This is a genomic window from Bacillus sp. IBL03825 (genome assembly GCF_024712505.1).
GTDB lineage: Bacteria > Bacillota > Bacilli > Bacillales > Bacillaceae_G > Bacillus_A > Bacillus_A wiedmannii.
On sequence record NZ_JAMXKE010000001.1, the window covers coordinates 3,982,603 to 4,006,807 of the forward strand.

Here is a 24,205-nt window from a genome sequence, read left to right on the forward strand (position 1 = left end):
GTGCGAGCTATTAATCAGTGAGAGATGAACATCCCCCACCGATTACAGTTTCACTTTATAATTGTTGTAATCGTTTTATTTCAGTTAAAAGTTCTTGACTTTCATGATATCCGGCCAATTTCCATTTCCCTTGATCTCTTTGCAATGTTACAATTTGATATTGTCCACTTTTCGCCCGCTCATATACATATAAAATTTTATGCTCTTCATCATATGACATTTTCGTTTCTGAATGAAAAGAAAACGGCGCTTCTTTTGCTGGAAGTAAATATTCACCACTTTGTTTATCACTTCTACTATTTTCATCTGTAAATACTTGAAGGAAATTCTCTGTAAAATATGGTGATAACGTTTCTATCATCTTATTCATCGGCAAATGCTTCCCACGAATTGAAAATTGGGTTTCATAGCCCTTTTGTATCGTTGTAAACACTTCTTCCCGATCGACTTTCGCTTCCTCTTTTCCTAAAACAGTTGTGACACTATAACCAACTAGAAAGGCAACGCATACAAATAGAACTAACCATATTCCATATTTCCTCATTTTTTCACCTTCCTTTTAAGAAAACTTGTCTTTGTAGTATTCATTGTAACAATGATTATGCAAAGACAGGGGTGGTTTCGTTCGTAAAATCTTTACAACGATAGACAGCATTTTCATCACCATTTTCACTATTACCAATTTATGATAAAAACAAACAAAAAATGCACGAATCTCTTCGTGCATTAAAATAAAACATCTTCTTCATATAAATATTCATACGATAAATCTATAAATAAAAAGTTTTCATCATCAATTGGGAAGGAAAATGTTCGTACCATCTCACCGGTTTCAATATCAGCATATAAATCTGAAAGTCTTGCCTTATTCTCAAAACGCATTTTCATAATATTTTCTAGAAAATACGGACGCCAACTCCAGTTCTTCATATAATACTCAGGCATCACAATCCATTCCCCATCTTTTTTCATAACGTTTCCTGATTGTTGGAAACCATCTTCGTTACAAATAAATATGCGAAAACTACACTGTGATACACTTTGGCTAAATTGTAATAACCAATCATTTATATCTTCATTCTTTTTCTGTTTGGCTAGAACATCACCAATTCGATCACGTAACATTTCTGTTAAATTATAAATCTTTTGTAACTTTTTCTTCTCATGTTGAATAAATTGATGACACTCATTACCAAGTCGTTCTTTCAAAACGTTCGTTTCAATAAAATCAGGTAAGCACTCTTTCAAATAATTTCCTTGATAATATCTACCACCGTTTTTCCAAGCATATTGTAGTTGATAAAAAGCATCTATTTCTTCATATAACAATGTTGCACCAATTCTTCTAGCAAGTAATGATAAAGAATATAAAATATCTTGATAAGATTGTAAAAGTGCAGTTTGCCTTAAGTTTGTTAAATCTACTTTTAAAATATCCGGTGCTAACACGCTAATACGTTCTAAATTACTTGTACCCGTTCCGACTTTATTAATCGAAATTTGAATACCATATGTACGATAATACATAAGCAAATGATTAAATTGCTCTATATCTTCTTGACATTCATGTTCTGTAATTTCTAAAACAATGTGTTTCAAATTTAAACCTTGCTCTTCATACATCAATAAAAGTTGAAGTAAACTTTCATCATCATCGTTCATTAATACGTTAGCATTCCGATGTATAAATAATAATAATTTTTGATCACTTTCTAAATAACGATTTAAAGCTTTTTCTACTATAATGTTGTCCGCTTCCAGTTGAAACTCACTCGGAATAGAATCATCATGAAAGAAAGAAGCTAGACTTTGTATGCCCTCTTCTGTTTGAATACGTCCTACTACTTCATATCCAATTACAGTATGCTCATCAGCACTAAAAATAGCTTGATAATAAGGAAGGACTTTATCCAAGTTACTCATTACATCTAATGCATCTATCAACGCGCTTCCCTCCCTTTACTTTTCAAAAATTATAACATGATATTTACGGAAAAATAATAAAAAATCCCTTCAGTTTTCCTGAAGGGATTAGAGGGGTAAAATGCTAAGGGGAATTAGCAATTCTACTATGAAGAAAAAAGAGGTCTTAAATATAACGTATATATGACCTCTTGTAAACACTTTTCTTTCACATGTCACAATTCCGTCACATTTAACCGTAAGAATATGGATCAAACATTCATTTTCTCATCCCTTTTAAAATGGATATTGATGTAAATGTTGTCCTCCATCCATTGTCATGCAAGTTCCATTTATGTACGCAGCTTCATCTGAACATAAATAATAAGCTAAACCTGCGATTTCTTCTGGCGTACCCAGCCTTCCAAGCGGAACACTTTGTATCGTACGCTTAGCCATTTCTTCTGAAATCCATAACTTATCAGCACCGCCCGTACGTTCAATTGGTCCTGGCGCGATAGCGTTAACTCGTATTCCATATTTACGTCCCCACTCAACAGCAAGCGTCTTCGTCATTGCTAACACTCCAGCCTTCGCTGCAGCCGAATGAATAACTCCCGGACCTGCATCCCATGCATATGTTGCTACCATGTTAATGATATTCCCTTTTATACCTTTTTCAATCCAATATTTTCCGACAGCCTGGCTACAGTAAAATGTGCCATTTAACACAATATTTATGACCGAATTCCAGCCATTCACGGATAAATCCTCTGCTGGACAAATAAAGTTTCCAGCTGCATTATTTATTAAAATATCAATTCGTCCAAACTTCTCATCAATCTGTTCAATCATTTTCTGAATATCATCAGTATTTCTTACATCCATTTGTACGGGTAATATTTGCCCTGGAAATTGTTCAATTTCCAACTTTGTTTCCTCTAGTTTTTCCTTTGTACGTCCTGTAATAACAACTCGTGCCCCTTCTTTTGCAAAACGAATCGCCATTCCTTTTCCCATTCCGCTTGATCCACCTGTAATAATAACTACCTTTTCTTTCACATACATCCCCTCCCAAAAATGAATACACATTCATTTTATCATTTTATTTAATAGAAATCTTTATATTTTTAAACTTTTCTGATATTTTAACGTAAAGAGGTTTCTTTTCATTCATTTTTTTCGTAATCTATACTACTTTTTTATTATTTAAAATATATTTCAAATAAACTGAAAGGAGATTTGAGTAACCTGTAGATGTAACGAACACATGTGATATAAGTCAAATAGGTATACTCATATTTTTATGAAGAAAATTACTAGAAGAGATTTTTTAAAAGTTGGCATGCGCACTTGTCTATATTCATTTATAACCACTAGCATCGGGTACTATTACGCTAAATATATTGAGCCTCATTTACTCTCTTTTACAGAGCATACACTTACATCGCAACTCATACCCAAAAGTTTTCATGGTATGAAGATTCTTCAATTTAGCGATTTACATCTCGGATACTATTTCTCTCTCCAACATTTATCTCAAATCGTTTCTAAAATTAATGCTGTAAAACCCGACATTGTTCTTTTTACTGGTGATCTCATTGATAATTATCAAACATATACTGCCACCCCTTTCGTTGCATCCATTTTAAAAAATATACAAGCACCCTTCGGTAAATTTTCTATTTATGGTAACCATGATCACGGCGGCTATGGAACGGAATACTATGAGCACATCATGCGTGAATCTGGATTTGAACTATTACTAAATAACGAAAAGAGAATCCGTCTACTGGATAATAGTGAAATTTCAATTTTCGGGCTCGATGATATACTACTAGGCAAACCAAAAATAGAGGAGACACTACAGTACGCGAGGCAAAATACTTATAACATTGTTCTTGTTCACGAGCCAGATATTGCACCGCAAATCGCTAAATATCCAGTTAACTTACAACTTTCTGGTCATAGCCATGGCGGACAAGTGCAAATTCCTTTTTTAGGCGCTATTATTACCCCATCACTTGCTAAAAACTATGTTGAAGGCTTCTATACGATTCAAGATTTAGCTCTCTATGTCAATCGGGGCCTTGGAAGAACACGTGTCCCATTCCGATTTATGTCAAAACCTGAAATTACGATTTTCACGCTCCAACATTCGTAATAATTCGCCTATTTTCTTACATATCCTTTCTTGTACGCGCTCATCCACGTTTCATTTACCATATGATAAAAGTGAGTCCAATAAAGGAGGTTTGTTCATGTACCCATATTATCAACCAATCCCAGTCCGTTCAGCACCTATTGGTCCAGTAGGCGACTCACGCTTCTTTCCGTTTTTTGGCGTCCCATTTCTAGCTGGCATTGCTGGCGGACTGCTAGGCGGTGCATTGGCTTTCGGTCCTAGACCGTATTATCCACCATATCCACCACCTTTCCCACCGCCAACACCTTATCCTTGTTATGGTGGACCTTGTCAACAACCATACTATTATTAATGTACTGCCACAATTCTACCAATGTTATTCCCTCTCTTGACCGATCCATGATCTATTAACATGCTTACAATAAAAACTATTCTCTCTACGCATCCATTTATTTAGAGAACATATAATAAGTAGAGAACAAAGTAAAAACCTCTTTTTTAAGAGGTTTTTTTACTTTGTTCTCATTATTCAGCATCCGTGTTTTGATACGCCATCTTAAACAACTTCACTTGGCTATCAATTTCTTCTGTACTACTATTAATAACATAATAATAATCACCGGTTTTATTTTGTTCGCGCGTTTTCACATTATCAGCTAATATAAGCTGTAAAATCGCCTTAATTCTCGCCTTCATTTCAATATCTAATATTGGGAAAGATATTTCTACTCGCTTTTCCATATTTCGCGTCATCCAATCAGCTGAAGATAAATATGTCTTTTCCTCTCCATTATGATGGAAATAATAAATTCGGCTATGTTCTAAATATCTCCCAACAACACTAATTACCCGAATATTCTCACTTACATTTGGAATACCAGGCCTTAAACAACATGTTCCTCGAACGATGAGCTCTACCTTTACTCCAGCTTGTGATGCTTCATACATTTTTTTTATTAATGGTTTATCTGTTAATGAATTCATCTTAGCGATAATATACCCATTTCCATATTGCCTATGATAACGGATTTCTTCATCTATTAAATCCATAAATTGCTCTCTTATATCAAATGGTGCAACCGATAAATGATGAAAATGCGGCTTTGTTGTATAACCGCTCAAATAATTAAAGAAATTTGTTGCATCGACCCCAAAGTCTTTTCGTGATGTAATATACCCAAAATCAGTATATAACTTTGCAGTCGCGTCATTATAATTTCCAGTCCCAAGATGTACGAACCTTTCAATTTTTCCGTTTTTTCTTCTTACAACTAGCGTAATTTTACTATGTGTTTTCAAGTGGCTTACACCGTAAATAACATGACAGCCCGCCTGTTCCAATTCTTTAGCCCAATTCACATTATTTTCTTCATCAAATCTTGCCTTTAATTCAACTAATACCGTAACTTGCTTCCCTTTTTCAGCTGCTACCTTTAGCGCCTGAATAATCGGCGAATCCCCACTTACTCGATATAATGTTTGTTTGATTGCAAGTACATTCGGATCGTCTGCCGCATCACGGACAAAATCAACTACTGGCTGAAATGATTCAAAAGGATGATGTAATAAAATATCATGCTCAATCGCTTTTTCAAATACATCTTCCGCATCCCCTAAGTCTTGAGGCCGTTGCGGAATAAGAGCCGGATATACAAGATGTTCATATACAGGAGCTAGTTTTTTATATAAAGAAAATAGACATGTTAAATCTAACGGTCCATCCATTATATACACATCTTCATCTTTTACTTCCAACACCTCATATAATAATGCTAATACTCTTTCATCAATATGCTCTTTGCCAACTTCTAAACGTACAGCAGCTCCCCACTTACGCTTTTTTAATTCTTTTTCAATTACCTTTAATAAATCCCTTGCACCTTCTTCATGAATTGTTAAATCCGCATTGCGTGTAATACGAAAACGAGTAACTGATGATACATTATATCCTGTAAATAATTTATGGGTAAAACCACTAATTACATCTTCTAATAAAATAAATTTATGCTTTTGCCCTTCACTCGGTAAAAATATGAAGCGTTCGAGTAATGAAGGAACTTGTACAATCCCTAACTTCGTACGGTTTTCTTCCTCCACTTGTTTCTCATCATATAAAAGAGTAGCTAAATTCAAACTTTTATTTAATAACATGGGAAATGGACGATATGCATCAATAGCTACAGGTGTTAAGACTGGAAAAATTTGCTCATCAAAATACTCTTCTATAAATTCCCTCTGTTCTTTCGTCAAATCGTGGAATGTTAAACGTTCAATCCCCTCTAACTCCAGCGCTGGCAACACATAATTTTTAAACGTATCATATTGTACAGTCATTAATTCATGGGCCTTTATCGCAATTTTATTTAATTGCTTTTTTGGTGTTAAGCCAGCCTTATTTTCTGGTTGGTTAAACCCAGCACTCACTTGATCCTTCAATCCTGCTACGCGTACCATAAAGAATTCATCTAAATTGGAACTGAAAATGCTAATAAACTTTAATCTTTCCAAGAGCGGATTCGTTTCATCCTGTGCTTCTTGTAGTACACGTTCATTAAATGCTAACCAACTTAATTCTCGATTGTTGTAATAAGCTGTATCATTTAAATTTACTATATTCCCCATCAACATTTCCATCCTCTTCACACTTCCCCTGAAACTTTTTTACTATAATTTAGTTACTTTTATTTTAGCAAATTACAATATTCCAAGGTGTTAATTTTTTGTAAAGACATCCGTACAACTTAACATTTTGATTCGAAGGATAAATTAATAGTCTTTTTCAACACTCTTTCCAGCTGCTTTTTTTGTTTTTCAGCTTGTACTTTTTCCGCTAATGCCGATTGCTCACATACAATTTTAAATGTTAATCCTTCTTTACTTTCTATTATAGATATCGATTCAACAAGCGATCTTTGTCTTATATTTAGAGCTGCTGAAAATTGTAAAACAGCCCCTAATAGGCGGATTTTTTTTTGTTCATTTTTATCAAACCATCCTTCAAATGGGGACAAGTGTTGTTTGAATAACATTTTTGATTTATAAGACGCAATAAGCGCTAATCTAACTCGCTCTTTATGCATCATACCATCAATTGTTTTATTCGCTAATAAATGAAACGTATGTAAGCGACTCGCTTCTTCGTCTATATATTTACCTATATTAAATACTTTCGCTGCTTGATGAAATACTTCCCAGTCTTTTACTGACATAGAAATTAGCCCTGTTTCTTCAAGCTGTTTACAAATCAATCTTCCATGTTTAATAAGCTGAATTACAAATTCCATATCCATTTCATATTCATGTGATAATAAATGTAAACTTTCTTCGACTACGTTCGGATAATATGAAATCCCCAAATCTTTTGTCAACTCTTCATAGAAAACACCTTCTCGTAACCCTTTTCTGCTTAACACAAATGCTGGTGCCTCTATAACATTAACAAGCGTATGAAAAACTTTGACTGCTGGAATAATTGTATCTGCTCGATCTTTTGCCAATCCTTCCAATTTTTGAATTTCTATGAACGACAATGCTTCCAATTCTTCTTTCACATTTTTAATATCTTCTTCTTTCATTTTATATAAATGTACCCCTGCTATAGGATAACAAATTAAATTTTGATGGATTTTCACTAAGTTCCTCGCACTACCACCAATTGCAATAAGAGGCAATTTCTTATCAATTAACCATGGTAATGTTCGAAATTGATATTCTAAGTACGTTTGAATCTTTTCCAACTCGTCTTCAGTAGGTATATCCTCTTTAATAAATTGTTGTTTTAAAGAAAGTGCTCCAAAAGGAAAGCTATGGTACTCTAGAATCTCTCTATTTCGAAAGTATGTAACTTCTGTACTTCCTCCACCAATATCTACTGTAATTCCTTCAGAGAACGAAGTTGAATTCATAACTGCTAAATAGCCGTAACGTGCTTCCTCATATTCTGATAAGACTCTAAGAGTAAAGTCTGTTTGTCCCTCAACCAGTTTTTTAATTGCCTCTTGATTCTCAGCCTGTCTAATTGTTGCTGTTGCAACACAAAGTACATGATGCAACTGGTGGAATCGTGTACTTTCTTGAAATTGAAATAACGTTTGTAACAATACCTCTATTCCTTCTTCCATCAACACACCATCAATTAAGTAATTCCTTAACCGAGCAACCACTTTCGTATTTTCAATCTCCTTATAAAAACCTCCGTTTTGCTTTTCATAAATAACTAAACGCATTGTATTAGATCCAATATCTATAATGGCATATTGCTGTTTTAATATTTCTTTCAAACTTCTCACTCTTTCATTATCAAATTTCTAAAACACATTCTATTACTATTATACAAAATAGTTGTTTTTTGTAACAATATTGCTTTAATATTGAAAATATATACAATCACTTTTTGCATATAATAAAAACCTCTTTTATTTATGTTATAATAATGAAAAATTGAAAGGAGATTCAATATGAAACCTTCACAACCACAATCTCAATTACAAAACCAACATTCTATTAATCGACTAGCTCAATCTATTTTCGTTGTGAATCGTCATGCTAAAGCTGCAACTAATCCGAAGTATTTATACTGGTTAAAAAAGACGGCTTTAGAACGCTTAATTGCTGAAAAAAAAGCTATTAAAGAAGGATTACATTTTTCTAGAAATCCACGTTTTAGCCAACAACAATCTGATGTTCTTATACGTTTAGGTGATTATTTTTTCCATATTCCTCCTACCAAAGAAGATTTTCGAATCCTACCACATCTTGGTCATCTTGAATCCTCCTATCGAAATCCGAAAACAACCTTATCTTTAACAGTAGCAAAAAAAACACTTCAAGATTATATTGGTCCTGAAGCACTGAAACAAGAAAAAAAATTAAGTGAACCTGTCCCATGGTATAGTCGTACTTATACAAAAAAATAAAACAGTTTGGCCAATTGTAGGCCAAACTGTTTTATTTTTTCTCTTCTTTAATTTTAATATTTGCTTGTTTATAAAAAGCTATTTTTTCTGTATTATAAGATTTTGTAAATTCATTAAACTTGTCTTTTTCTGATTCAATATCCTTATAAGATTGATTTACTACTTTTACTTTTTCACTAATATCTTTTAATTTTGTACCTTTATCTTGTAACATTGTATATAATTCTTTTTCTTGTTTTAACGATTTATTATAGCTATCATACATCTTGTTAAATGAATCTTGTCGTTTCTCATATGTGCTTTTCACTTTATCCGCTTGATCTTTCAATTTCTTATCTTCAATTTTCTTCACATATTTATCTACTGATTTTACTTCTTCTTGTGCCTTACTTAAAGATTCTTTTTCTTTTTTAAGCACTTTGTCTCGTTCATCTGTATTTTTCACTGCTTGGTTCAATTTTTCCTTAACAGTTTGATTATTATCTTTTCCTTCTCGAACAATCTGGTTATATAATTCTTGTCCCTCTTTTTCTAAAGTTTCAAGTTTCTTTGCATCTTCAAACATTGTTTTTTCTTGCTTTGCAGCATTTTCAAATGCAACATATAATTCCTCTTCTGGTTTCGGTCCGAAACAACCGGCTAATAAAGTCATTGATAATGCAGTTACAATTGCTAATTTACTATATTTCAACATCTTCTTCCTCCTACTTATATACGATCATCGTGTAAAAAGCTATGAAAATTATATATCCTTCTATAAACTCCATACTCGCACCTTTTCTACGAAAATCATTGATATTGTTTATAATGCTTGTACAAATTGTATTACTTAAAATTACATTTTACTTTTTTGAACCAATTAGCAGTTTCATATCCATCTTTTACTTAGCACTTTTTAAAGTCTGTTCATACTATGTATTACATAAAAGTACAACGGAATTCATCACAGCCATAATAATTTGAAGAACAACAGTAATAATAATTCACCTGATAAAAGATGATCGTTGTTCTCTCACGTCTATCATTCTATCATTCCCTTTCCGGCTTTCTATCAAATAATCTATTTGTTCATTTTACACAGTATAAATGCTATCTTGCAACAACTTACAATTATTCTTGTCATTCCCTAAAAAGGAAAAGTGTAGAGCATGCTTCCCTCTACACTTTTAAAATGAAACACATTGTGCAAAATGCATTGACACATCCATCATAATTATATGCTTATTCCATATATTTTTAAAGACTTTTATTACAATAAAAGTTCTTTTTGTAATAAAAGTCAAAAAAATGTTACATTCAAAACTTCTTCATATCATATTTCTTCAAATCAAAGTTTCACTCATTTTCTTACAAATCCCTATGCTGGTACAATTGATTTTGTGCCTTTCTTAACAATTCTTCAAAAGTTTTTCCTTCTATTGGATAACTAGCAGCTCCAAATAAAAGCGTCATACTTAACAAACCATTTTCTATTTCACTTTCAATATTTTTCATTAATCGGTTTGTTATCGTCGACTTTTCATGTCCGTTATCAACTGCCACAATAACATACTTATTTTCGTCCCACCTAGTAACAACATCCCCTTTACGAATTGTCTTTACAATTGTACTCTCCAATTTTTGTACTAACACCTCCAAATTTTTTTCTTGCACTGTTTCTTTTAGTCCTTTCCATTCTTTCATAGAAAGAATGTACACTGTAATATTATGAGAATCCCGTTCTGACAGAGCAGTTACTTTCTCAAAAAAATCAACTACAAAATCATTACTTGCCATTCCTCCTACTTCCGTATCCATACGTCCACTCGCTCTTTTATCATACCAATGTCCAAAATAATAGCTGAGTATCATTTGCAATATATAAATAATAAAGACGGTATAAAATGATCGCGAATCCAGTTTTGTAATTACATCCTGAAGCGCAATCCACTCTGTAACTGCCACTGTATTCCCAAGTAATAACCCACTAATTTTTCCTTTATGTTTCATACTTCTCCTCCCTTCTATACCAATATATGTTTCTATAACAATTATGTTTTTCTACAAAATAAAAAATGTACACATTGAGTGTACATTTTCGCTTAAGCTTGTATACCATTTTTATTCTATTTCATATATATACTATATATCGTTTTAGAAAGAGGTGATCTGTATGCTACAAAAAGAAAATCTATCAGATATTATACGTTTACTAGCAGGCTTTCTGTTATCGTTAAAATTATTATGTAATTCTTTCGGAGTGAACTTTATTACAAACGATCAAATTGACGCTATTGTAAATGTTGCTTCCTTTCTTTTCATTTTATATTTTGGTTATAAAAATAATTATGTAGGAAAAAAAGGAATCGAGCAAAAAAAAGTACTCAAAAAACACAATCTTCATTAAAAAAGGAACCTTTCTTACAGGTTCCTTTTTATCATTGCCGCACAACAACTTCATTTGTTTGCAGCGGACCATATGATACTCCTTTATATTGAAATGTATATGTAGCCTGAAATAATGCGTTTTTAATTGCTTTATCTTTATTTGCTTTTATTTTACAAATTAGTTCTACTTTCTCATTCGGTAATAAATTTTCGATTCGCCACCTTACAAGCTGGAACAAAAACTCGCTCATCCCCTTATCAGCCTTTAATGAATTTGGGATATATGCAAAATAATCTCGAATCATATGACTTACTACAACTCGTGAAATCATTTCCATTCCTTTATTTTCTACTTCAATTCGAATAATAAGTATGTCGTTTACATCATAGGTCAGTTCATATGAAAATTTTTCTTTATACATACTACGGATTTGTAATGTAACTGCTATATTAGGACATTCGCTTTCCTTTTTTGAGCCATCAATCCATAATACTGGTTGTAGCGGTATTGAATGCCTTCCTTGATCCGAATTTCGTTTCCATATTTTCACAATAATATTCACCCCATTTCAGATGCATCATCCATACGACCTTATTCTACCTCTCTACACCATATTAATAAAGCTTGTTACAAACGATATATAGTTATTGCTCTTCCTTGTATCCTATTCGACAATATAAAGAAAAAACCATTTTTCCTCTGTTAACAGGCAGTATTCTTACTGAAATATTTTTTTACAATTTCCTTCATTGACTTTATACCAATATTAAGTATTACTCACTCTTTTGCTGTCCATACAACAGAATATTTTGACGGAAGAAAAAGTTTGCCTTTTAGTCAAATTTGACTATAATATTCTTTATGGCTTTGTCAGTGCACTTGTTTAAATTAATTTGAAAGAACTATACTTTAAATTTTTATGTGCTGCACTCAAAACTTCATATAGTTTACTTATTATTAAAGGAGGGTTATATTTGGAATCTCAATTATCAAAAAAAGACTCCAACAATACAAAATTTGTTGTTGCAGGTTTATTACTTGGTATTTTAATGGCGGCAATGGATAATACAATCGTTGCAACAGCAATGGCAACGATTGTTGGAGACCTAGGAGGATTTGACAAGTTCGTTTGGGTCACGTCTGCATATATGGTAGCAACAATGGCAGGGATGCCTATCTTCGGAAAACTTTCTGATATGTACGGACGGAAACGCTTTTATATTGGTGGTCTCATTCTTTTCTTATTCGGTTCTGCACTTTGCGGGACAGCATCTAGTATTGAGCAACTAAGTATTTATAGAGCAATTCAAGGGATCGGCGGCGGTGCTCTTATGCCTATCGCCTTCACGATTATGTACGATATATTCCCACCAGAAAAGCGTGGAAAAATGACAGGGCTATTCGGTGCGGTTTTCGGGACATCTAGTGTATTCGGCCCTTTATTAGGTGCTTATATTACAGACTATATAAGTTGGCATTGGGTCTTCTATATTAATATTCCATTAGGACTTATCTCTTTCTTCTTCATTACTAAATACTACAGTGAATCTCTAGAATTTAGAAAACAAAAAATTGATTGGGCCGGCGCTATTACACTTGTTATTAGTATCGTTTGCTTAATGTTCGCCTTAGAACTTGGTGGTAAAGAATACGCATGGAATTCCACTGTAATTATCGGTTTATTTACAACAGTTGTTATTATGCTTATTATTTTCTTCTTCGTAGAACGAAAAGCAACTGAACCTATCATTTCTTTCCATCTATTTAAAAAACCTTTATTCGCAGCTAGCCAAGGAGTTGCCTTTTTCTATGGTGCCGCTTTTATTATCTGTACAGTTTATATCCCAATCTTCGTTCAAGGTGTTCTCGGCGGTTCAGCCTCAAATGCTGGATTAATTTTAACACCTATGATGGTTGGCTCTGTAATTGGAAGTCAAACAGGTGGACAGTTAGCTTCTCGAACAAGCTATCGTAACATCATGATGGTATCTGGCGTTTTCTTCGTAATTGGTATTTATTTACTAAGCACTTTAACAATGGATACACCTCGTCTACTTGTAACGCTATTTATGGTTCTCACTGGACTTGGAGTTGGTTTCTCGTTCTCAGTTTTAAGTATGTCTTCTATCCACAAGTTAGAAATGCGAGACCGTGGTTCTGCTACATCAACAAACTCATTCTTCCGTTCACTCGGTATGACTCTTGGTGTAACGATTTTCGGTACAATTCAAAACCATATTTTTACTACTAAATTAAACACTGTGTTCCCTCCTGAACTAGCTAAATTAGCTCCAAAAGGCGGAGACACAAGTTTCTTATTAACACAAGGTGCTACCGAGAAGATTCCAGCTGAAATATTAACTGGTATTAAAGATGCTCTCGCTACCTCTATTGCCAGTACATTCTTCTGGGCACTTATTCCGGCTGTACTAAGTATTATTTGTATTTTACTTATGGGCAATGAACGCCTCTTTACAGGTCCAAAAACGAAACAAAAACAAAAGCAAGTAAGTTAATATAGAGAAAAGAAACGGCATATCCCTTTATGAAAACGGATATGCCGTTTATAATATGTATAAAGTTTTTATTTATAGGAGTTGAGACAGCATGAGCATGAAATTAGTCATTCTCGGCTTGCTACTCGAAGGAGATAAACATCCATATGAAGTGCAGCACATCATGAAAGAACGACAAATGGATTGTTATATTAAATATGCAAAAGGATCACTTTACTACGCCTTCGAGCAATTAGAAAAGCAGGGTGCAATTCGTATTACCACGATTGTTCGAGATACGAATAGACCCGATAAAACAATCTTTCATATAACAGAAGAAGGTAAACGGTTATTTCACACGTTACTATTAAAACAATTCGAGGCAAAAAATCAAATCTATAAACCAATTTATTCAGCACTCTCTTTCGCTCATTTTGGTGATGATCAAGAGTTAATTCCTATTTTAGAAAAAAAGAAAAATGATACCGTTCAATATTTACATAAAATGCAAACTATTTATGATTGTAGCAAAGGACACATTCCACGTGCACAACTATATATTTTACAAAGCGTTATTGAACATATTACAGTTGAATTACAATGGTTAAACACCCTCCTTACAGATGCAGTTGCAGGGCGACTGTCAGAAATTGATATAGATGAAAGGTAAACTTATAAAGAAGAAACTGTAAAAAGACAATAAAGTTATTTAATGTTAAAACCTAAACAAGTATCCCCCGTTCTAATTTAGGACGGGGGATACTTATTTTATTTTCGCTATAAGATACTTATTTCACTGCACTCAAAAATATAACAAAGGTTTATTTATCACCGGCATCCTATAATAGAAGATTATTTCTTAAAATTCTATATAAAAAGGTTGCTGAATTTCATCCAAACTGTATTCAATTCTTTGTCTGAAATTCATAAAATTCACCATCTCTAACGCCTGCTCAATAGGATAGAACCCCACTTCCAAACTTTCTGGTGTAGTCGTTAATTTACCTCCAACTGGTCTAGCCAAAAACAACGTATTACAGATTGAATGGTTCACATTTTGGAATACTCCACAAAATTTTAATACTTCAATAAAATTTTAATACTTCAATATCAATACCTGTTTCCTCTTTAGTCTCCCTTATTGCAGCATCTTTCAAAGACTCCCCTTCTTCAACTTGTCCACCTGGCATTTCCCATCCTCTTCTAGGTCCCTTAATTAATAGGATTTCTTTTTGTTCATTAATTACAATTGTCGCTGCTGAAACTATATGTTTTGGCGGTGAATAAATATTTTGTGTACTTTGTTCCAATTGAAATTCCCCATTTCTACAAACTTAGTATATTTATCTTTATACAGGAGCCTTACTCTTTCTTGTGATAAGTTACTATTTCAAAATGAACCATTCAATCTCCTTCCATCTCTCAGAATACGGAAGAGTTTTCAAATAACACAACTCGTATCTTATCTCTATACAAGTGTATACTTCTTTGTATGTTTAATCGCTCTTCATTTCAATTCCCTTTGCCTTAAAGAAAACTCAGAAAAATCATAATAATCAAAATTAAAAACTTTAGAATTTTCTTATTTTAAAACAGTAGACAAAATTCCAAAAATTGTGTTAGAATTTGTTTCAATATCATATCGCTTGTTAACTTCCTTTCAAAAGGAAAATAGGTACACGAAAATTTCGTTTCGTGTTTAAAAGGGAAGCTTGGTGAAACTCCAACACGGTCCCGCCACTGTAAATGCTGAGATTTCTTGTTTAGTGCCACTGTGAAAACGGGAAGGTGAAAGAAATTATATGAAGCATAAGTCAGGAGACCTGCCTGTTTTAGCAACACTGATAGATTCACGGATGATGATGAGGTGTTAAAACAAAAAGGAAGGCTTATTTTCTATGCCTTTATGCTTTTTGTTATAGGTATTTCCCAGTAAACGGAAATGCTTACTTTCAATTAGGGAGGAATTTAAAATGGCAATTCAAACAAGTAACTTAGGTTATCCACGTATCGGACTACAAAGAGAGTGGAAAAAAACATTGGAAGCTTTTTGGTCCAATAAAATCGATGAAGAACAATTTTTAACAACGATGAAAGAAATTCGCCTTCAACACGTTAAAGTACAGCAAGAAAAAGGGATTGAACTCATTCCAATTGGCGACTTTACATATTATGATCACGTTTTGGATACGGCTTATATGCTAGGATTTATCCCATCACGTTTTTCTGAGTTTACATCTTACCTTGATGTATATTTCGCAATGGCGCGTGGCTCTAAAGATCACGTAGCTTCTGAAATGACAAAATGGTTTAACACAAACTATCATTATATCGTTCCTGAATATGAAGAGGGATTACAAATCTCTTTAAAAGATAATCGTCCACTTCGCTTATACGAAGAGGCAAAACAAGAATTAGGAGTAGATGGAAAACCTGTTATTTTAGGACCATATACTTTCTTAAAATTAGCTAAAGGTTATACACAAGAACAATTCGCTACGATTTTAAAACAATTAGTTGCACCATACGTACAACTGCTTTCAGAACTACATGCAGCTGGTGCACAAGTCATTCAAGTTGATGAACCGATTTTCGCTTCTTTAACAAAAGAAGAAGTTCAACAAGCAAAAGAAATTTATGAAGCTATTCGTAAAGAAGTTCCAAATGCGAACCTTCTTTTACAAACATATTTTGATAGTGTAGAAGAAAACTATGAAGAAATTATTACATTCCCTGTATCCGGTATTGGATTAGATTTCGTTCATGGTAAAGAAGGTAATCTACATGCTATTTCAAAATATGGATTCCCAGCTGATAAAACTTTAGCTGTCGGTTGTATAGATGGCCGTAACATTTGGAGAGCTGACCTTGATGAAGTTCTTACGTTATTTACAACGTTACAAAAACAAGTCCAAACGAAAGACTTCATCGTTCAGCCTTCTTGTAGCTTATTGCATACACCAATCGATAAAACAGAAGAAATTCACTTATCGACTGAACTATTCGATGCGTTAGCATTTGCAAATCAAAAATTAGAAGAGTTAGTTCTCATTCACTCTGCTCTCACTCAAGGTACAGAAAGTATTAGTAATGAGCTGGAAACATATCGAAATGTACATCATACAATTCGTTCATCTGCTGTACGTAACCGTGAAGATGTCAAAGCAGCACGAACAGCACTAAAAGAAGAAGATTTCTCACGTCCTCTTCCATTTGAAAAGCGATACGAATTACAACAAGTTGCCCTAGAGTTACCATTGTTACCAACAACAACTATCGGTAGCTTCCCGCAAACAACTGAAGTTCGTCAAACGCGAAAAGAATGGCGTAACGGTGTTATTTCAAATGAACAATATGAAAAATTTATTGAAAAAGAGACAGAAAAATGGATTCGTTACCAAGAAGAAATTGGTCTTGATGTCCTTGTACATGGTGAGTTTGAAAGAACTGACATGGTCGAATATTTCGGTGAGCGTCTTGCTGGTTTCTCATTCACTAAAAACGGTTGGGTACAATCATACGGTTCCCGCTGCGTAAAACCACCTGTTATTTATGGTGATGTAGCCTTTATTAACGGAATGACTATTAAGGAAACTGTTTATGCACAAAGCTTAACAGAGAAAGTTGTAAAAGGAATGTTAACTGGACCTGTTACAATTTTAAATTGGTCCTTCGTTCGAAATGACATTCCAAGAAAAGAAGTTTCGTATCAAATTGCATTAGCTCTTCGTCACGAAATTGAACTACTTGAATCTTCCGGAATTCGAGTAATCCAAGTCGATGAGCCAGCACTTCGTGAAGGAATGCCACTAAAAGAAAAAGATTGGGACACTTATATTACATGGGCAGTTCAATCCTTCCTTTTAGCAACTTCTTCTGTAGCAAATGAAACACAAATTCATACTCATATGTGTTACAGTAACTTCGAAGATATTGTTGATGCGATTCGCGCATTAGATGCAGATGTGATTTCTATCGAAACATCAAGAAGTCACGGTGAATTTATTGATACATTAAAACATACAACATATGAAAAAGGCATCGGTCTAGGTGTATATGATATTCATAGCCCACGTGTACCGAGTAAAGATGAAATGTATAAAATCGTAGAACAATCTTTAGAAGTATGCGATCCTAAATATTTCTGGATTAATCCTGATTGTGGTTTAAAAACGAGAAGAACAGAAGAAGTTATTCCAGCTTTAGAGCACATGGTGCAAGCAGCAAAAGATGCTCGCTCCCTGCTAAAAACAAACGCATAACGAAAATGGGTTATCCTTATTGAGGATAACCCATTTTTTATTCTTTACTTTCAAAAAAGAATTCGTATTGTATTTTATATAATTCATCATCCGTTGGTTCTTCAAGAGGAGTTGCCTGTAATACAACTGTATACTCACCATTCGCAATAGGAATTTGAAATTTATTTGAAAGAATACTTGTTACAACGATACATCCATTTTCAACTGTAAAAGGAACTGTAACCGTTCTAATCGCTTCTTCTTTCTCAATATGCTTCCCGCAAGTCACTTTCACTTCACAAGTATAATCAGAGAGTGCTTCAAAAATAACAGTTCCATCCGCCTTCGCATAACCTCTTTCAAAATCTTCATCCGTCCAGTCAACGTAAGGCTGATCACCGTCATAGTTCATCAACATTAATTGCGAATAAGAAATTGTTAACTCCATCGTTCCCATTCTCCTTCATTATGAAATATGCAACTACTACTTTACGTCAAATTTCACACGCGTACCATCTGGGTATTTGTCCAACTTATTTCCTACCCAAGACCCTGCTCCGCGGTTATCTGCTGGACTTATATATTCAATATGTGCTCCTTTTCCACCTTCTTTACACATCGCCATTGGCCATTCATCACGATCATACCCTTTTTTTGATGGATATGGAGCTAACGATAATTTCCTTCTATCCGCAGCACCACTACGATCGATTGTACAAACTTCTGAATGTCCTTCTTTTATAGCATCCGTAATATGTTTCCCTGTCTCTGGATATCGCTCTTTCGGAAATTCTAGAACTTGATCATACGTATTCGTTTTTTTGATACTTGTTTCCTCTGGAACAAGTACTTCATACACCGCTACTACAATAGAAAGAATTGCAATAATTGAAATGATAATACCTTTTAATTGCTTCATGTATACCTCCATGATTCTACCAGTTTCTTTGCCTCCGTTATTATAACAAACTTCTCCTGTATATGTTTTCAGACATTATTTTAGCTCTTCTTCGCCATTCCGCCAAAAAACTCTCATTTTCCTTCATCTTTTCACTAATGCTGTAGAAAACTAATAACCTTCCGACATTCTTTTTCAAAGGAAGTCCTCATAAAAGATTGAAATGATATATACGATACTTTTTGGGGAGGAAATATTATGGAAGCTACCTATAAAACGAAAGATGTCACGAATAAAACAGGCATCCCAAAACATATAGTTCGCAAATATAGTCAACTGTTAGAGGATCATGGTTATATCATTTCCAAAACAGCTGATGCTCGCATTTATAAACTGGATGATTTAAAACTATTGAAATCTATACATGAAAGAGCTGCTACATTGCAAGAAGACATTTCAGAAACGATACCTATTATTTTAAAAGAAAAAGAGGACCCGCCTGTACCCGCTATACAAGATAAGCAAGAAATACAAACGAAAGAAAAAGAAGATGGGCGTAACTTTGAGGAGTTCATGTTAAAACTTGAAATGCTCGCTCAATTAAATGAAGCAATTATTCATCAAAATTCTACCCTTATTACCCAAAATCGTTTAAAAGATGAAAAGCTAGATGAATTGATGCAACAAGTTTATGTAAAAGAAGGCTCTCAAGAAAAAATGCTACAAGAGTTAGTGGATCATGCCGCTCAAACAGATGCCCTGCAAAAAGAAAAGATGGACTTATTAATGAATCATATGTATAAACGCGAATCTAAGCAAGAGGAAAAAATGAATAAACTCGTAAATCAAATTTATAATAAAGACAGCAATCGGGATGCACAACTTATGCAAGTAATTCGCGAAATTCAAGAAACAAAAAGAATGGTTGCTGCATCAAAAGAGCAAGGATTCTTGCAATCATTTAAAAGTTTATTTAGCCGAGCAAAACAAGAAAAAACAAATGAATAAACAATATAAAATAAAAAGTTACCTTCCATCGGTAACTTTTATTCCTTATTTCTTACAGCTGGCAATATAATAATCGCTTCAGTTCCTTTCCCACTTTCGCTTTTATATTCCAGCGTACCATTATGCGCTTGTAAAATACTAAATGTTACCATAAGTCCTAATCCTGTCCCTTTTTCTTTTAAAGAATAATACGGTTGTCCCAGTCTTACTAACTGTTCTTTCGTCATTCCAACACCACTATCTTTAACTCTTATTACTATCGTTTCATCTTTTTGCATAGCCGTTACTTTTAAATATCCTTTATTTCCTTGGATTGCTTCAATACCATTTTTAACAACATTCATAATAGCTTGCTTCAGTTTCGTCTTATCACCGATCGTATAAAGACTTTCAGAAATCTCAACTTGCAAATATACACCTTGCATCGCTGCAAATGATGACATAAGAGTTGTCATTTCTATTAATTGAGCGGATAAGCAAATGTGTTCTTTTTTCTCAATTTGTGGCCTTGCTAAATTCAAATAATCTGAAATAATTTGTTCTGCCCGATCCAATTCGGCTAATACGAGACGCATATAATCCTTATTTTTCACATCTTCCGTACTTTCTAACAATTGAATAAAACCACGAACAACAGTGAGTGGATTTCGAACCTCATGTGCAACACTTGCTGCCAACTCACTTACAATATTAAGCTTTTCTGACTTTTGCATCTCTGTACGTAATATTGCATTTTCGTTTAAATATTCTGTTAAGTACACTTGAAATACCATAGTCATAACCATAATAAGCGAAGCAAATATATATCCGCTATATAAGTGTGAAATATGTGGTGTAAACCCCGTTTCTAACAGAACGTTAATCATGCCAATCACTAAAGAAACAAGTACGTATAGTGATGAAATCATAAATGCTAAAATTAGCTTCTTATCCCTTGAAAATAGAGACCATTTCTTTGATAAAAATAATGGAACTATCAATAGAAATATTACTTCTATGACTGGAAGAAGGCTCATTCCCTTTAGCGCCCATTCATATGCAACAAAAATAACGGCCGGGATTAAACCAACAATCCCACCATATAAAAAACCACTAACAATCGGGATTGGGTGAAAGTTATACCCACAAATGTCACCAAAACAAATAGAGTATGTCATGGAGAGAACGAGTGTAATGCTGGATAAAAACATAATAAAGTAGCGGTTCGGCTTCGGAGGCATTTCTTGATAACGATTTAAACGAATCGCTTCATATAAAAATAGTGGCAAAATAATGATGGCAATTTGGATCATTAAATCACGGATCAGCTCCATAGCCTCTCATCCCCTATATGTATTTTGATATGATTATATCATTTTACGGGTTTATTTGTTTTAAAATTTTGATTTTTCTTAACATATTTGTTAATTCTTTGTTAACAACACATAATAATTGTTACAGATTTTCGAAATGAATGTAAACCCTGTACCAAATTTCCGTCGGGCAGTATACAATGAATACGGATTACAAAGAAAATAAAAAATACTTCATGAGACGGACAACTATAGCAAAATACAGCATATAATCCATACTATCTATGTTTACAAATAAGTGATCATTATTTTAGTAGGAGGAAGATAAATATGGCGGGTACTACGCTTGTTTTAAAAGAAGAGAATTTGGTTGTTCTAGAAAATGTTGAAAAATCAGTATATGAAGAGTTACAGCATAAAACCGGAGAAGAAAATTGCACATGTGCTGTGAATGAATCAGTTGTTCACCTTGGCAAAGTATCCTCTGTACTTTGGAATGAAGATGAAATAGATTGGGAGTACGGATATTAAAAAGTCGCTTACAGCGGCTTTTTTTCTATTATCGCTCTCTTTCTACATAACATATACGCAAGCGAAATCATAGAAAATATGTTAAAATGAACTTAATTTTCAAACGGAAGAAAGGGAGATACAATGGAACAATTCATTAACCCTAGAGTGAAGGACATCCAAATTTCTGGAATCCGTCAATTCTCTAACATGATTCAAAACTATGATAATCTTATCTCTTTAACAATTGGTCAACCCGATTTCCCTACGCCTTCTCTCGTAAAAGAAGCGGCAAAACGGGCTATTACAGAAAATTATACAAGCTATACACATAACGCCGGTTTACTAGAATTACGCAAGGCTGCTTGTAACTTTGTAAAAGATAACTACGATTTACAGTATTCGCCTGAAAACGAAACCATCGTTACAATCGGTGCCAGTGAAGCAATTGATATTGCATTCCGAACGATTTTAGAGCCAGGAACAGAAGTTATTTTACCTGCTCCTATTTATCCAGGATACGAACCAATTATTCGATTATGCGGTGCTACACCTATTTTTATCGATGTTCGTGAAACTGGCTTCCGTTTAACAGCCGAAGCGCTAGAAAATGCTATTACAGAAAAAACAAGATGCGTCGTACTGCCGTATCCTTCTAATCCAACTGGTGTAACTTTATCAAAAGAAGAATTACAGGATATTGTAACTGTTTTAAAAGATAAAAATATTTTCGTCCTTTCTGATGAAATTTATAGCGAACTTGTATATGAACAAAAGCATACATCTATCGCTCATTTCCCAGAAATGCGTGAAAAGACTATCGTCATTAACGGTTTATCAAAATCTCATTCTATGACTGGCTGGCGTATCGGTCTATTGTTCGCACCAAGCTATTTAGCAGGACATATACTAAAAGTTCATCAATACAACGTAACGTGTGCTACTTCAATCGCTCAGTATGCTGCAATTGAAGCATTAACAGCTGCTAAAGATGCACCAAAAATGATGCGTCATCAATACAAAAAACGTCGTGATTACGTATATAATCGACTCATTCAAATGGGCTTAACAGTTGAAAAGCCAACAGGTGCATTTTACTTATTCCCATATGTTGGTCATTTAACTTCTTCATCATTTGATTTTGCACTTGACCTTGTCAAAGAAGCTGGACTAGCTGTCGTTCCTGGAACTGCATTTTCTGAATATGGTGAAGGCTATCTTCGCTTGTCCTATGCGTATAGTATTGAAACTTTAAAAGAAGGCTGTGATCGATTAGAGGCCTTTCTACAACAAAAAGCTAAGAGTTAAACTCTTAGCTTTTTTATGCATAATGATCGCAAGTTTGGCGCTTTAGTAATTTATGAGGAATAATAATACACTTTGCAGTAGACTCCGCATTCTCTATTTTATCCACTAAAGCTTTTGCTGCCTCATATCCTAGTTGATAAATATTCACATCAACTGTCGAAAGTGGCGGACTCGCAATTTCTGATAATAAAGCATTGTTAAAGCTTATAATGGAAACATCCTTTGGTACAACGAATCCTTTTTTAGAAAGAGCACTTAACACACCAAGTCCAATTAAATCATCCGTTGCCACAATTGCTGTCGGTGGTTGCTGTAGTCCCATTAACTCCTCAACGGCTTGTTGACCACTTTCCCTCGAAAAATCAAAATGTAAAATATACTCTTTTGGTAATACAATGTCCGCTAATTTTAAAGCATCACTCATACCAGCCAAACGATCTCTCGTTACAAGTAAATCTGATCCACCGCCGATGAACGCGATTTGTTTATGACCTAATGAAATCAAATATTCTGCTACTTCTCTTGCAGCTGTATAATTATCATTATCTACATATGTAATTTCATCTTTTCGATCATACGGTTTCCCAATTAAAACAAACGGGAAATTTTGTTTATGCAAATATTGAATAATCCGATCATTCTCTCTTGAATATAAAAGAATAATGCCACCAATTTGGCGCCCCTGTACCATCTTTACAACACCATTAAAAATTTCATCTTCCGTTTCACCTGTCGACATATAAAGCGCATACCCTTCCACATGTGCAAATGAACTAATCCCTCTTATAACTTCTGGGAAAAACGGATTTTGAAAAGCTTTACTTGCAGAACTTGGCATAACAAGACCAAGTGTTTTTGTTGTTTGGTTAGCTAGATTTCTTGCGTTTAAATTGGGATGATACCCTAGTTCACTCATTACTTTCCGAACACGACGCTTTGTTTTTTCACTTATACTTGGATTATCAGCAATTACACGAGAAACGGTAGATGGTGCTACATTTGCCTTCTTCGCCACATCTTTAATTGTAACTGTCATAAAAATCCCCCTCCTCTCACTTCTCTGCCATTTTGTTATATATTTTAATCTTGCACCCGTTGCAAGTAATAGGAGAAGTCATAAA

22 protein-coding genes, 1 pseudogene and 1 riboswitch are annotated in these 24,205 nt (G+C 34.0%); of the genes and pseudogenes, 10 read left to right on the top strand and 13 right to left on the bottom strand.

The window, feature by feature from the left end; genetic code table 11:
- Positions 1–55: 55 nt before the first annotated feature.
- The 3 genes from NHG49_RS20260 to fadH form a co-directional block, all read right to left on the bottom strand.
- On the bottom strand, positions 56–544 hold the full coding sequence (locus NHG49_RS20260) for a DUF3993 domain-containing protein (RefSeq protein ID WP_046956444.1): 489 nt from the start codon (positions 542–544) through the stop codon (positions 56–58).
- Between the two features lie 182 nt (positions 545–726).
- Positions 727–1,944, bottom strand: a complete 1,218-nt coding sequence (locus tag NHG49_RS20265; RefSeq protein ID WP_046957433.1) for an EAL domain-containing protein — start codon at positions 1,942–1,944, stop codon at positions 727–729.
- Positions 1,945–2,199: 255 nt separating this feature from the next.
- A complete protein-coding gene (gene fadH / locus NHG49_RS20270; protein ID WP_000660897.1) occupies positions 2,200–2,964 on the bottom strand; it encodes a 2,4-dienoyl-CoA reductase in 765 nt (254 codons plus the stop codon).
- A 244-nt stretch (positions 2,965–3,208) separates the two neighbouring features.
- On the opposite strand from fadH, the gene NHG49_RS20275 reads away from it, so the two are divergent.
- On the top strand, positions 3,209–4,066 hold the full coding sequence (locus NHG49_RS20275; protein ID WP_064474938.1) for a metallophosphoesterase: 858 nt from the start codon (positions 3,209–3,211) through the stop codon (positions 4,064–4,066).
- A gap of 97 nt (positions 4,067–4,163) precedes the next feature.
- Positions 4,164–4,400: a hypothetical protein gene (locus tag NHG49_RS20280; RefSeq protein WP_048563234.1), complete on the top strand. Its 237-nt coding sequence runs from the start codon at positions 4,164–4,166 to the stop codon at positions 4,398–4,400.
- A gap of 173 nt (positions 4,401–4,573) precedes the next feature.
- On the opposite strand, the gene NHG49_RS20285 is transcribed toward NHG49_RS20280, so the two are convergent.
- Together NHG49_RS20285 and ppx are read right to left on the bottom strand one after the other, a co-directional pair.
- The gene (locus tag NHG49_RS20285) at positions 4,574–6,682 is read right to left on the bottom strand and encodes a polyphosphate kinase (protein WP_258126466.1); all 2,109 of its coding nucleotides are present in this window, start codon (positions 6,680–6,682) and stop codon (positions 4,574–4,576) included.
- Between the two features lie 107 nt (positions 6,683–6,789).
- On the bottom strand, positions 6,790–8,337 hold the full coding sequence (gene ppx, locus NHG49_RS20290; RefSeq protein ID WP_255299869.1) for an exopolyphosphatase: 1,548 nt from the start codon (positions 8,335–8,337) through the stop codon (positions 6,790–6,792).
- Between the two features lie 168 nt (positions 8,338–8,505).
- Here ppx and NHG49_RS20295 point away from each other — a divergent pair, with 168 nt between their 5' ends.
- Positions 8,506–8,964 (top strand): YkyB family protein, encoded by a 459-nt coding sequence (locus NHG49_RS20295; RefSeq protein ID WP_000804864.1) that lies wholly within the window; start codon positions 8,506–8,508, stop codon positions 8,962–8,964.
- 31 nt (positions 8,965–8,995) lie between these two features.
- Here NHG49_RS20295 and NHG49_RS20300 read toward each other — a convergent pair whose 3' ends face one another.
- Together NHG49_RS20300 and NHG49_RS20305 are read right to left on the bottom strand one after the other, a co-directional pair.
- A complete protein-coding gene (locus NHG49_RS20300; RefSeq protein WP_064474935.1) occupies positions 8,996–9,658 on the bottom strand; it encodes a YkyA family protein in 663 nt (220 codons plus the stop codon).
- 653 nt (positions 9,659–10,311) lie between these two features.
- A complete protein-coding gene (locus NHG49_RS20305) occupies positions 10,312–10,953 on the bottom strand; it encodes a diguanylate cyclase domain-containing protein (RefSeq protein ID WP_088047236.1) in 642 nt (213 codons plus the stop codon).
- Positions 10,954–11,116: 163 nt separating this feature from the next.
- On the opposite strand from NHG49_RS20305, the gene NHG49_RS20310 reads away from it, so the two are divergent.
- Entirely contained in the window at positions 11,117–11,350 is a 234-nt protein-coding gene (locus NHG49_RS20310) for an SPP1 phage holin family protein (protein ID WP_076539911.1), read from the top strand.
- 31 nt (positions 11,351–11,381) lie between these two features.
- On the opposite strand, the gene NHG49_RS20315 is transcribed toward NHG49_RS20310, so the two are convergent.
- Positions 11,382–11,882: a hypothetical protein gene (locus tag NHG49_RS20315; protein ID WP_048563239.1), complete on the bottom strand. Its 501-nt coding sequence runs from the start codon at positions 11,880–11,882 to the stop codon at positions 11,382–11,384.
- Between the two features lie 424 nt (positions 11,883–12,306).
- On the opposite strand from NHG49_RS20315, the gene NHG49_RS20320 reads away from it, so the two are divergent.
- Positions 12,307–13,848: an MDR family MFS transporter gene (locus tag NHG49_RS20320; RefSeq protein WP_088047235.1), complete on the top strand. Its 1,542-nt coding sequence runs from the start codon at positions 12,307–12,309 to the stop codon at positions 13,846–13,848.
- Between the two features lie 91 nt (positions 13,849–13,939).
- On the top strand, positions 13,940–14,497 hold the full coding sequence (locus NHG49_RS20325; RefSeq protein WP_064474931.1) for a PadR family transcriptional regulator: 558 nt from the start codon (positions 13,940–13,942) through the stop codon (positions 14,495–14,497).
- 189 nt (positions 14,498–14,686) lie between these two features.
- Here the strand turns inward: NHG49_RS20325 and NHG49_RS20330 are convergent.
- A pseudogene (locus NHG49_RS20330) lies at positions 14,687–15,137 on the bottom strand (NUDIX hydrolase).
- Positions 15,138–15,483: 346 nt separating this feature from the next.
- Positions 15,484–15,672, top strand: a riboswitch (cobalamin riboswitch).
- Positions 15,673–15,800: 128 nt separating this feature from the next.
- Here NHG49_RS20330 and metE point away from each other — a divergent pair.
- Complete coding sequence (gene metE / locus NHG49_RS20335; RefSeq protein ID WP_154131167.1) at positions 15,801–18,089, top strand: 5-methyltetrahydropteroyltriglutamate--homocysteine S-methyltransferase; 2,289 nt, start codon at positions 15,801–15,803, stop codon at positions 18,087–18,089.
- A 37-nt stretch (positions 18,090–18,126) separates the two neighbouring features.
- On the opposite strand, the gene comJ is transcribed toward metE, so the two are convergent.
- Both comJ and nucA read right to left on the bottom strand, forming a co-directional pair.
- Entirely contained in the window at positions 18,127–18,516 is a 390-nt protein-coding gene (gene comJ / locus NHG49_RS20340) for a competence protein ComJ (protein ID WP_098103105.1), read from the bottom strand.
- A gap of 36 nt (positions 18,517–18,552) precedes the next feature.
- Entirely contained in the window at positions 18,553–18,987 is a 435-nt protein-coding gene (nucA, locus tag NHG49_RS20345) for a DNA-entry nuclease (protein WP_064474927.1), read from the bottom strand.
- Between the two features lie 237 nt (positions 18,988–19,224).
- Here nucA and NHG49_RS20350 point away from each other — a divergent pair, with 237 nt between their 5' ends.
- Positions 19,225–19,974 carry a DUF3967 domain-containing protein gene (locus NHG49_RS20350; RefSeq protein ID WP_064474926.1) on the top strand — a complete coding sequence of 250 codons (750 nt, stop codon included), beginning with the start codon at positions 19,225–19,227 and terminating at the stop codon, positions 19,972–19,974.
- 38 nt (positions 19,975–20,012) lie between these two features.
- Here the strand turns inward: NHG49_RS20350 and kinB are convergent, their stop codons facing one another.
- Positions 20,013–21,287, bottom strand: coding sequence for a sporulation sensor histidine kinase KinB (gene kinB, locus NHG49_RS20355; protein ID WP_000420381.1), 1,275 nt, complete (start codon positions 21,285–21,287; stop codon positions 20,013–20,015).
- Positions 21,288–21,596: 309 nt separating this feature from the next.
- On the opposite strand from kinB, the gene NHG49_RS20360 reads away from it, so the two are divergent.
- Both NHG49_RS20360 and NHG49_RS20365 read left to right on the top strand, forming a co-directional pair.
- Positions 21,597–21,797 (top strand): hypothetical protein, encoded by a 201-nt coding sequence (locus tag NHG49_RS20360; RefSeq protein ID WP_000929285.1) that lies wholly within the window; start codon positions 21,597–21,599, stop codon positions 21,795–21,797.
- Between the two features lie 123 nt (positions 21,798–21,920).
- Positions 21,921–23,084, top strand: coding sequence for an aminotransferase A (locus tag NHG49_RS20365; RefSeq protein ID WP_000434595.1), 1,164 nt, complete (start codon positions 21,921–21,923; stop codon positions 23,082–23,084).
- Positions 23,085–23,097: 13 nt separating this feature from the next.
- Here the strand turns inward: NHG49_RS20365 and malR are convergent, their stop codons facing one another.
- Positions 23,098–24,120: a maltose operon transcriptional repressor MalR gene (gene malR / locus NHG49_RS20370; protein ID WP_064474924.1), complete on the bottom strand. Its 1,023-nt coding sequence runs from the start codon at positions 24,118–24,120 to the stop codon at positions 23,098–23,100.
- Between the last annotated feature and the right edge of the window lie 85 nt (positions 24,121–24,205).

What these genes read in the sequence shown, in the direction of transcription:
- NHG49_RS20260 (WP_046956444.1), bottom strand. Translation starts at nt 544, where the DNA reads ATGAGGAAATATGGAATATGGTTAGTTCTATTTGTATGCGTTGCCTTT.
- NHG49_RS20275 (WP_064474938.1), top strand. Translation starts at nt 3,209, where the DNA reads ATGAAGAAAATTACTAGAAGAGATTTTTTAAAAGTTGGCATGCGCACT.
- NHG49_RS20280 (WP_048563234.1), top strand. Translation starts at nt 4,164, where the DNA reads ATGTACCCATATTATCAACCAATCCCAGTCCGTTCAGCACCTATTGGT.
- NHG49_RS20285 (WP_258126466.1), bottom strand. Translation starts at nt 6,682, where the DNA reads ATGGAAATGTTGATGGGGAATATAGTAAATTTAAATGATACAGCTTAT.
- NHG49_RS20295 (WP_000804864.1), top strand. Translation starts at nt 8,506, where the DNA reads ATGAAACCTTCACAACCACAATCTCAATTACAAAACCAACATTCTATT.
- NHG49_RS20300 (WP_064474935.1), bottom strand. Translation starts at nt 9,658, where the DNA reads ATGTTGAAATATAGTAAATTAGCAATTGTAACTGCATTATCAATGACT.
- NHG49_RS20305 (WP_088047236.1), bottom strand. Translation starts at nt 10,953, where the DNA reads ATGAAACATAAAGGAAAAATTAGTGGGTTATTACTTGGGAATACAGTG.
- NHG49_RS20310 (WP_076539911.1), top strand. Translation starts at nt 11,117, where the DNA reads ATGCTACAAAAAGAAAATCTATCAGATATTATACGTTTACTAGCAGGC.
- NHG49_RS20325 (WP_064474931.1), top strand. Translation starts at nt 13,940, where the DNA reads ATGAGCATGAAATTAGTCATTCTCGGCTTGCTACTCGAAGGAGATAAA.
- metE (WP_154131167.1), top strand. Translation starts at nt 15,801, where the DNA reads ATGGCAATTCAAACAAGTAACTTAGGTTATCCACGTATCGGACTACAA.
- comJ (WP_098103105.1), bottom strand. Translation starts at nt 18,516, where the DNA reads ATGGAGTTAACAATTTCTTATTCGCAATTAATGTTGATGAACTATGAC.
- nucA (WP_064474927.1), bottom strand. Translation starts at nt 18,987, where the DNA reads ATGAAGCAATTAAAAGGTATTATCATTTCAATTATTGCAATTCTTTCT.
- NHG49_RS20350 (WP_064474926.1), top strand. Translation starts at nt 19,225, where the DNA reads ATGGAAGCTACCTATAAAACGAAAGATGTCACGAATAAAACAGGCATC.
- kinB (WP_000420381.1), bottom strand. Translation starts at nt 21,287, where the DNA reads ATGGAGCTGATCCGTGATTTAATGATCCAAATTGCCATCATTATTTTG.
- NHG49_RS20360 (WP_000929285.1), top strand. Translation starts at nt 21,597, where the DNA reads ATGGCGGGTACTACGCTTGTTTTAAAAGAAGAGAATTTGGTTGTTCTA.
- NHG49_RS20365 (WP_000434595.1), top strand. Translation starts at nt 21,921, where the DNA reads ATGGAACAATTCATTAACCCTAGAGTGAAGGACATCCAAATTTCTGGA.
- malR (WP_064474924.1), bottom strand. Translation starts at nt 24,120, where the DNA reads ATGACAGTTACAATTAAAGATGTGGCGAAGAAGGCAAATGTAGCACCA.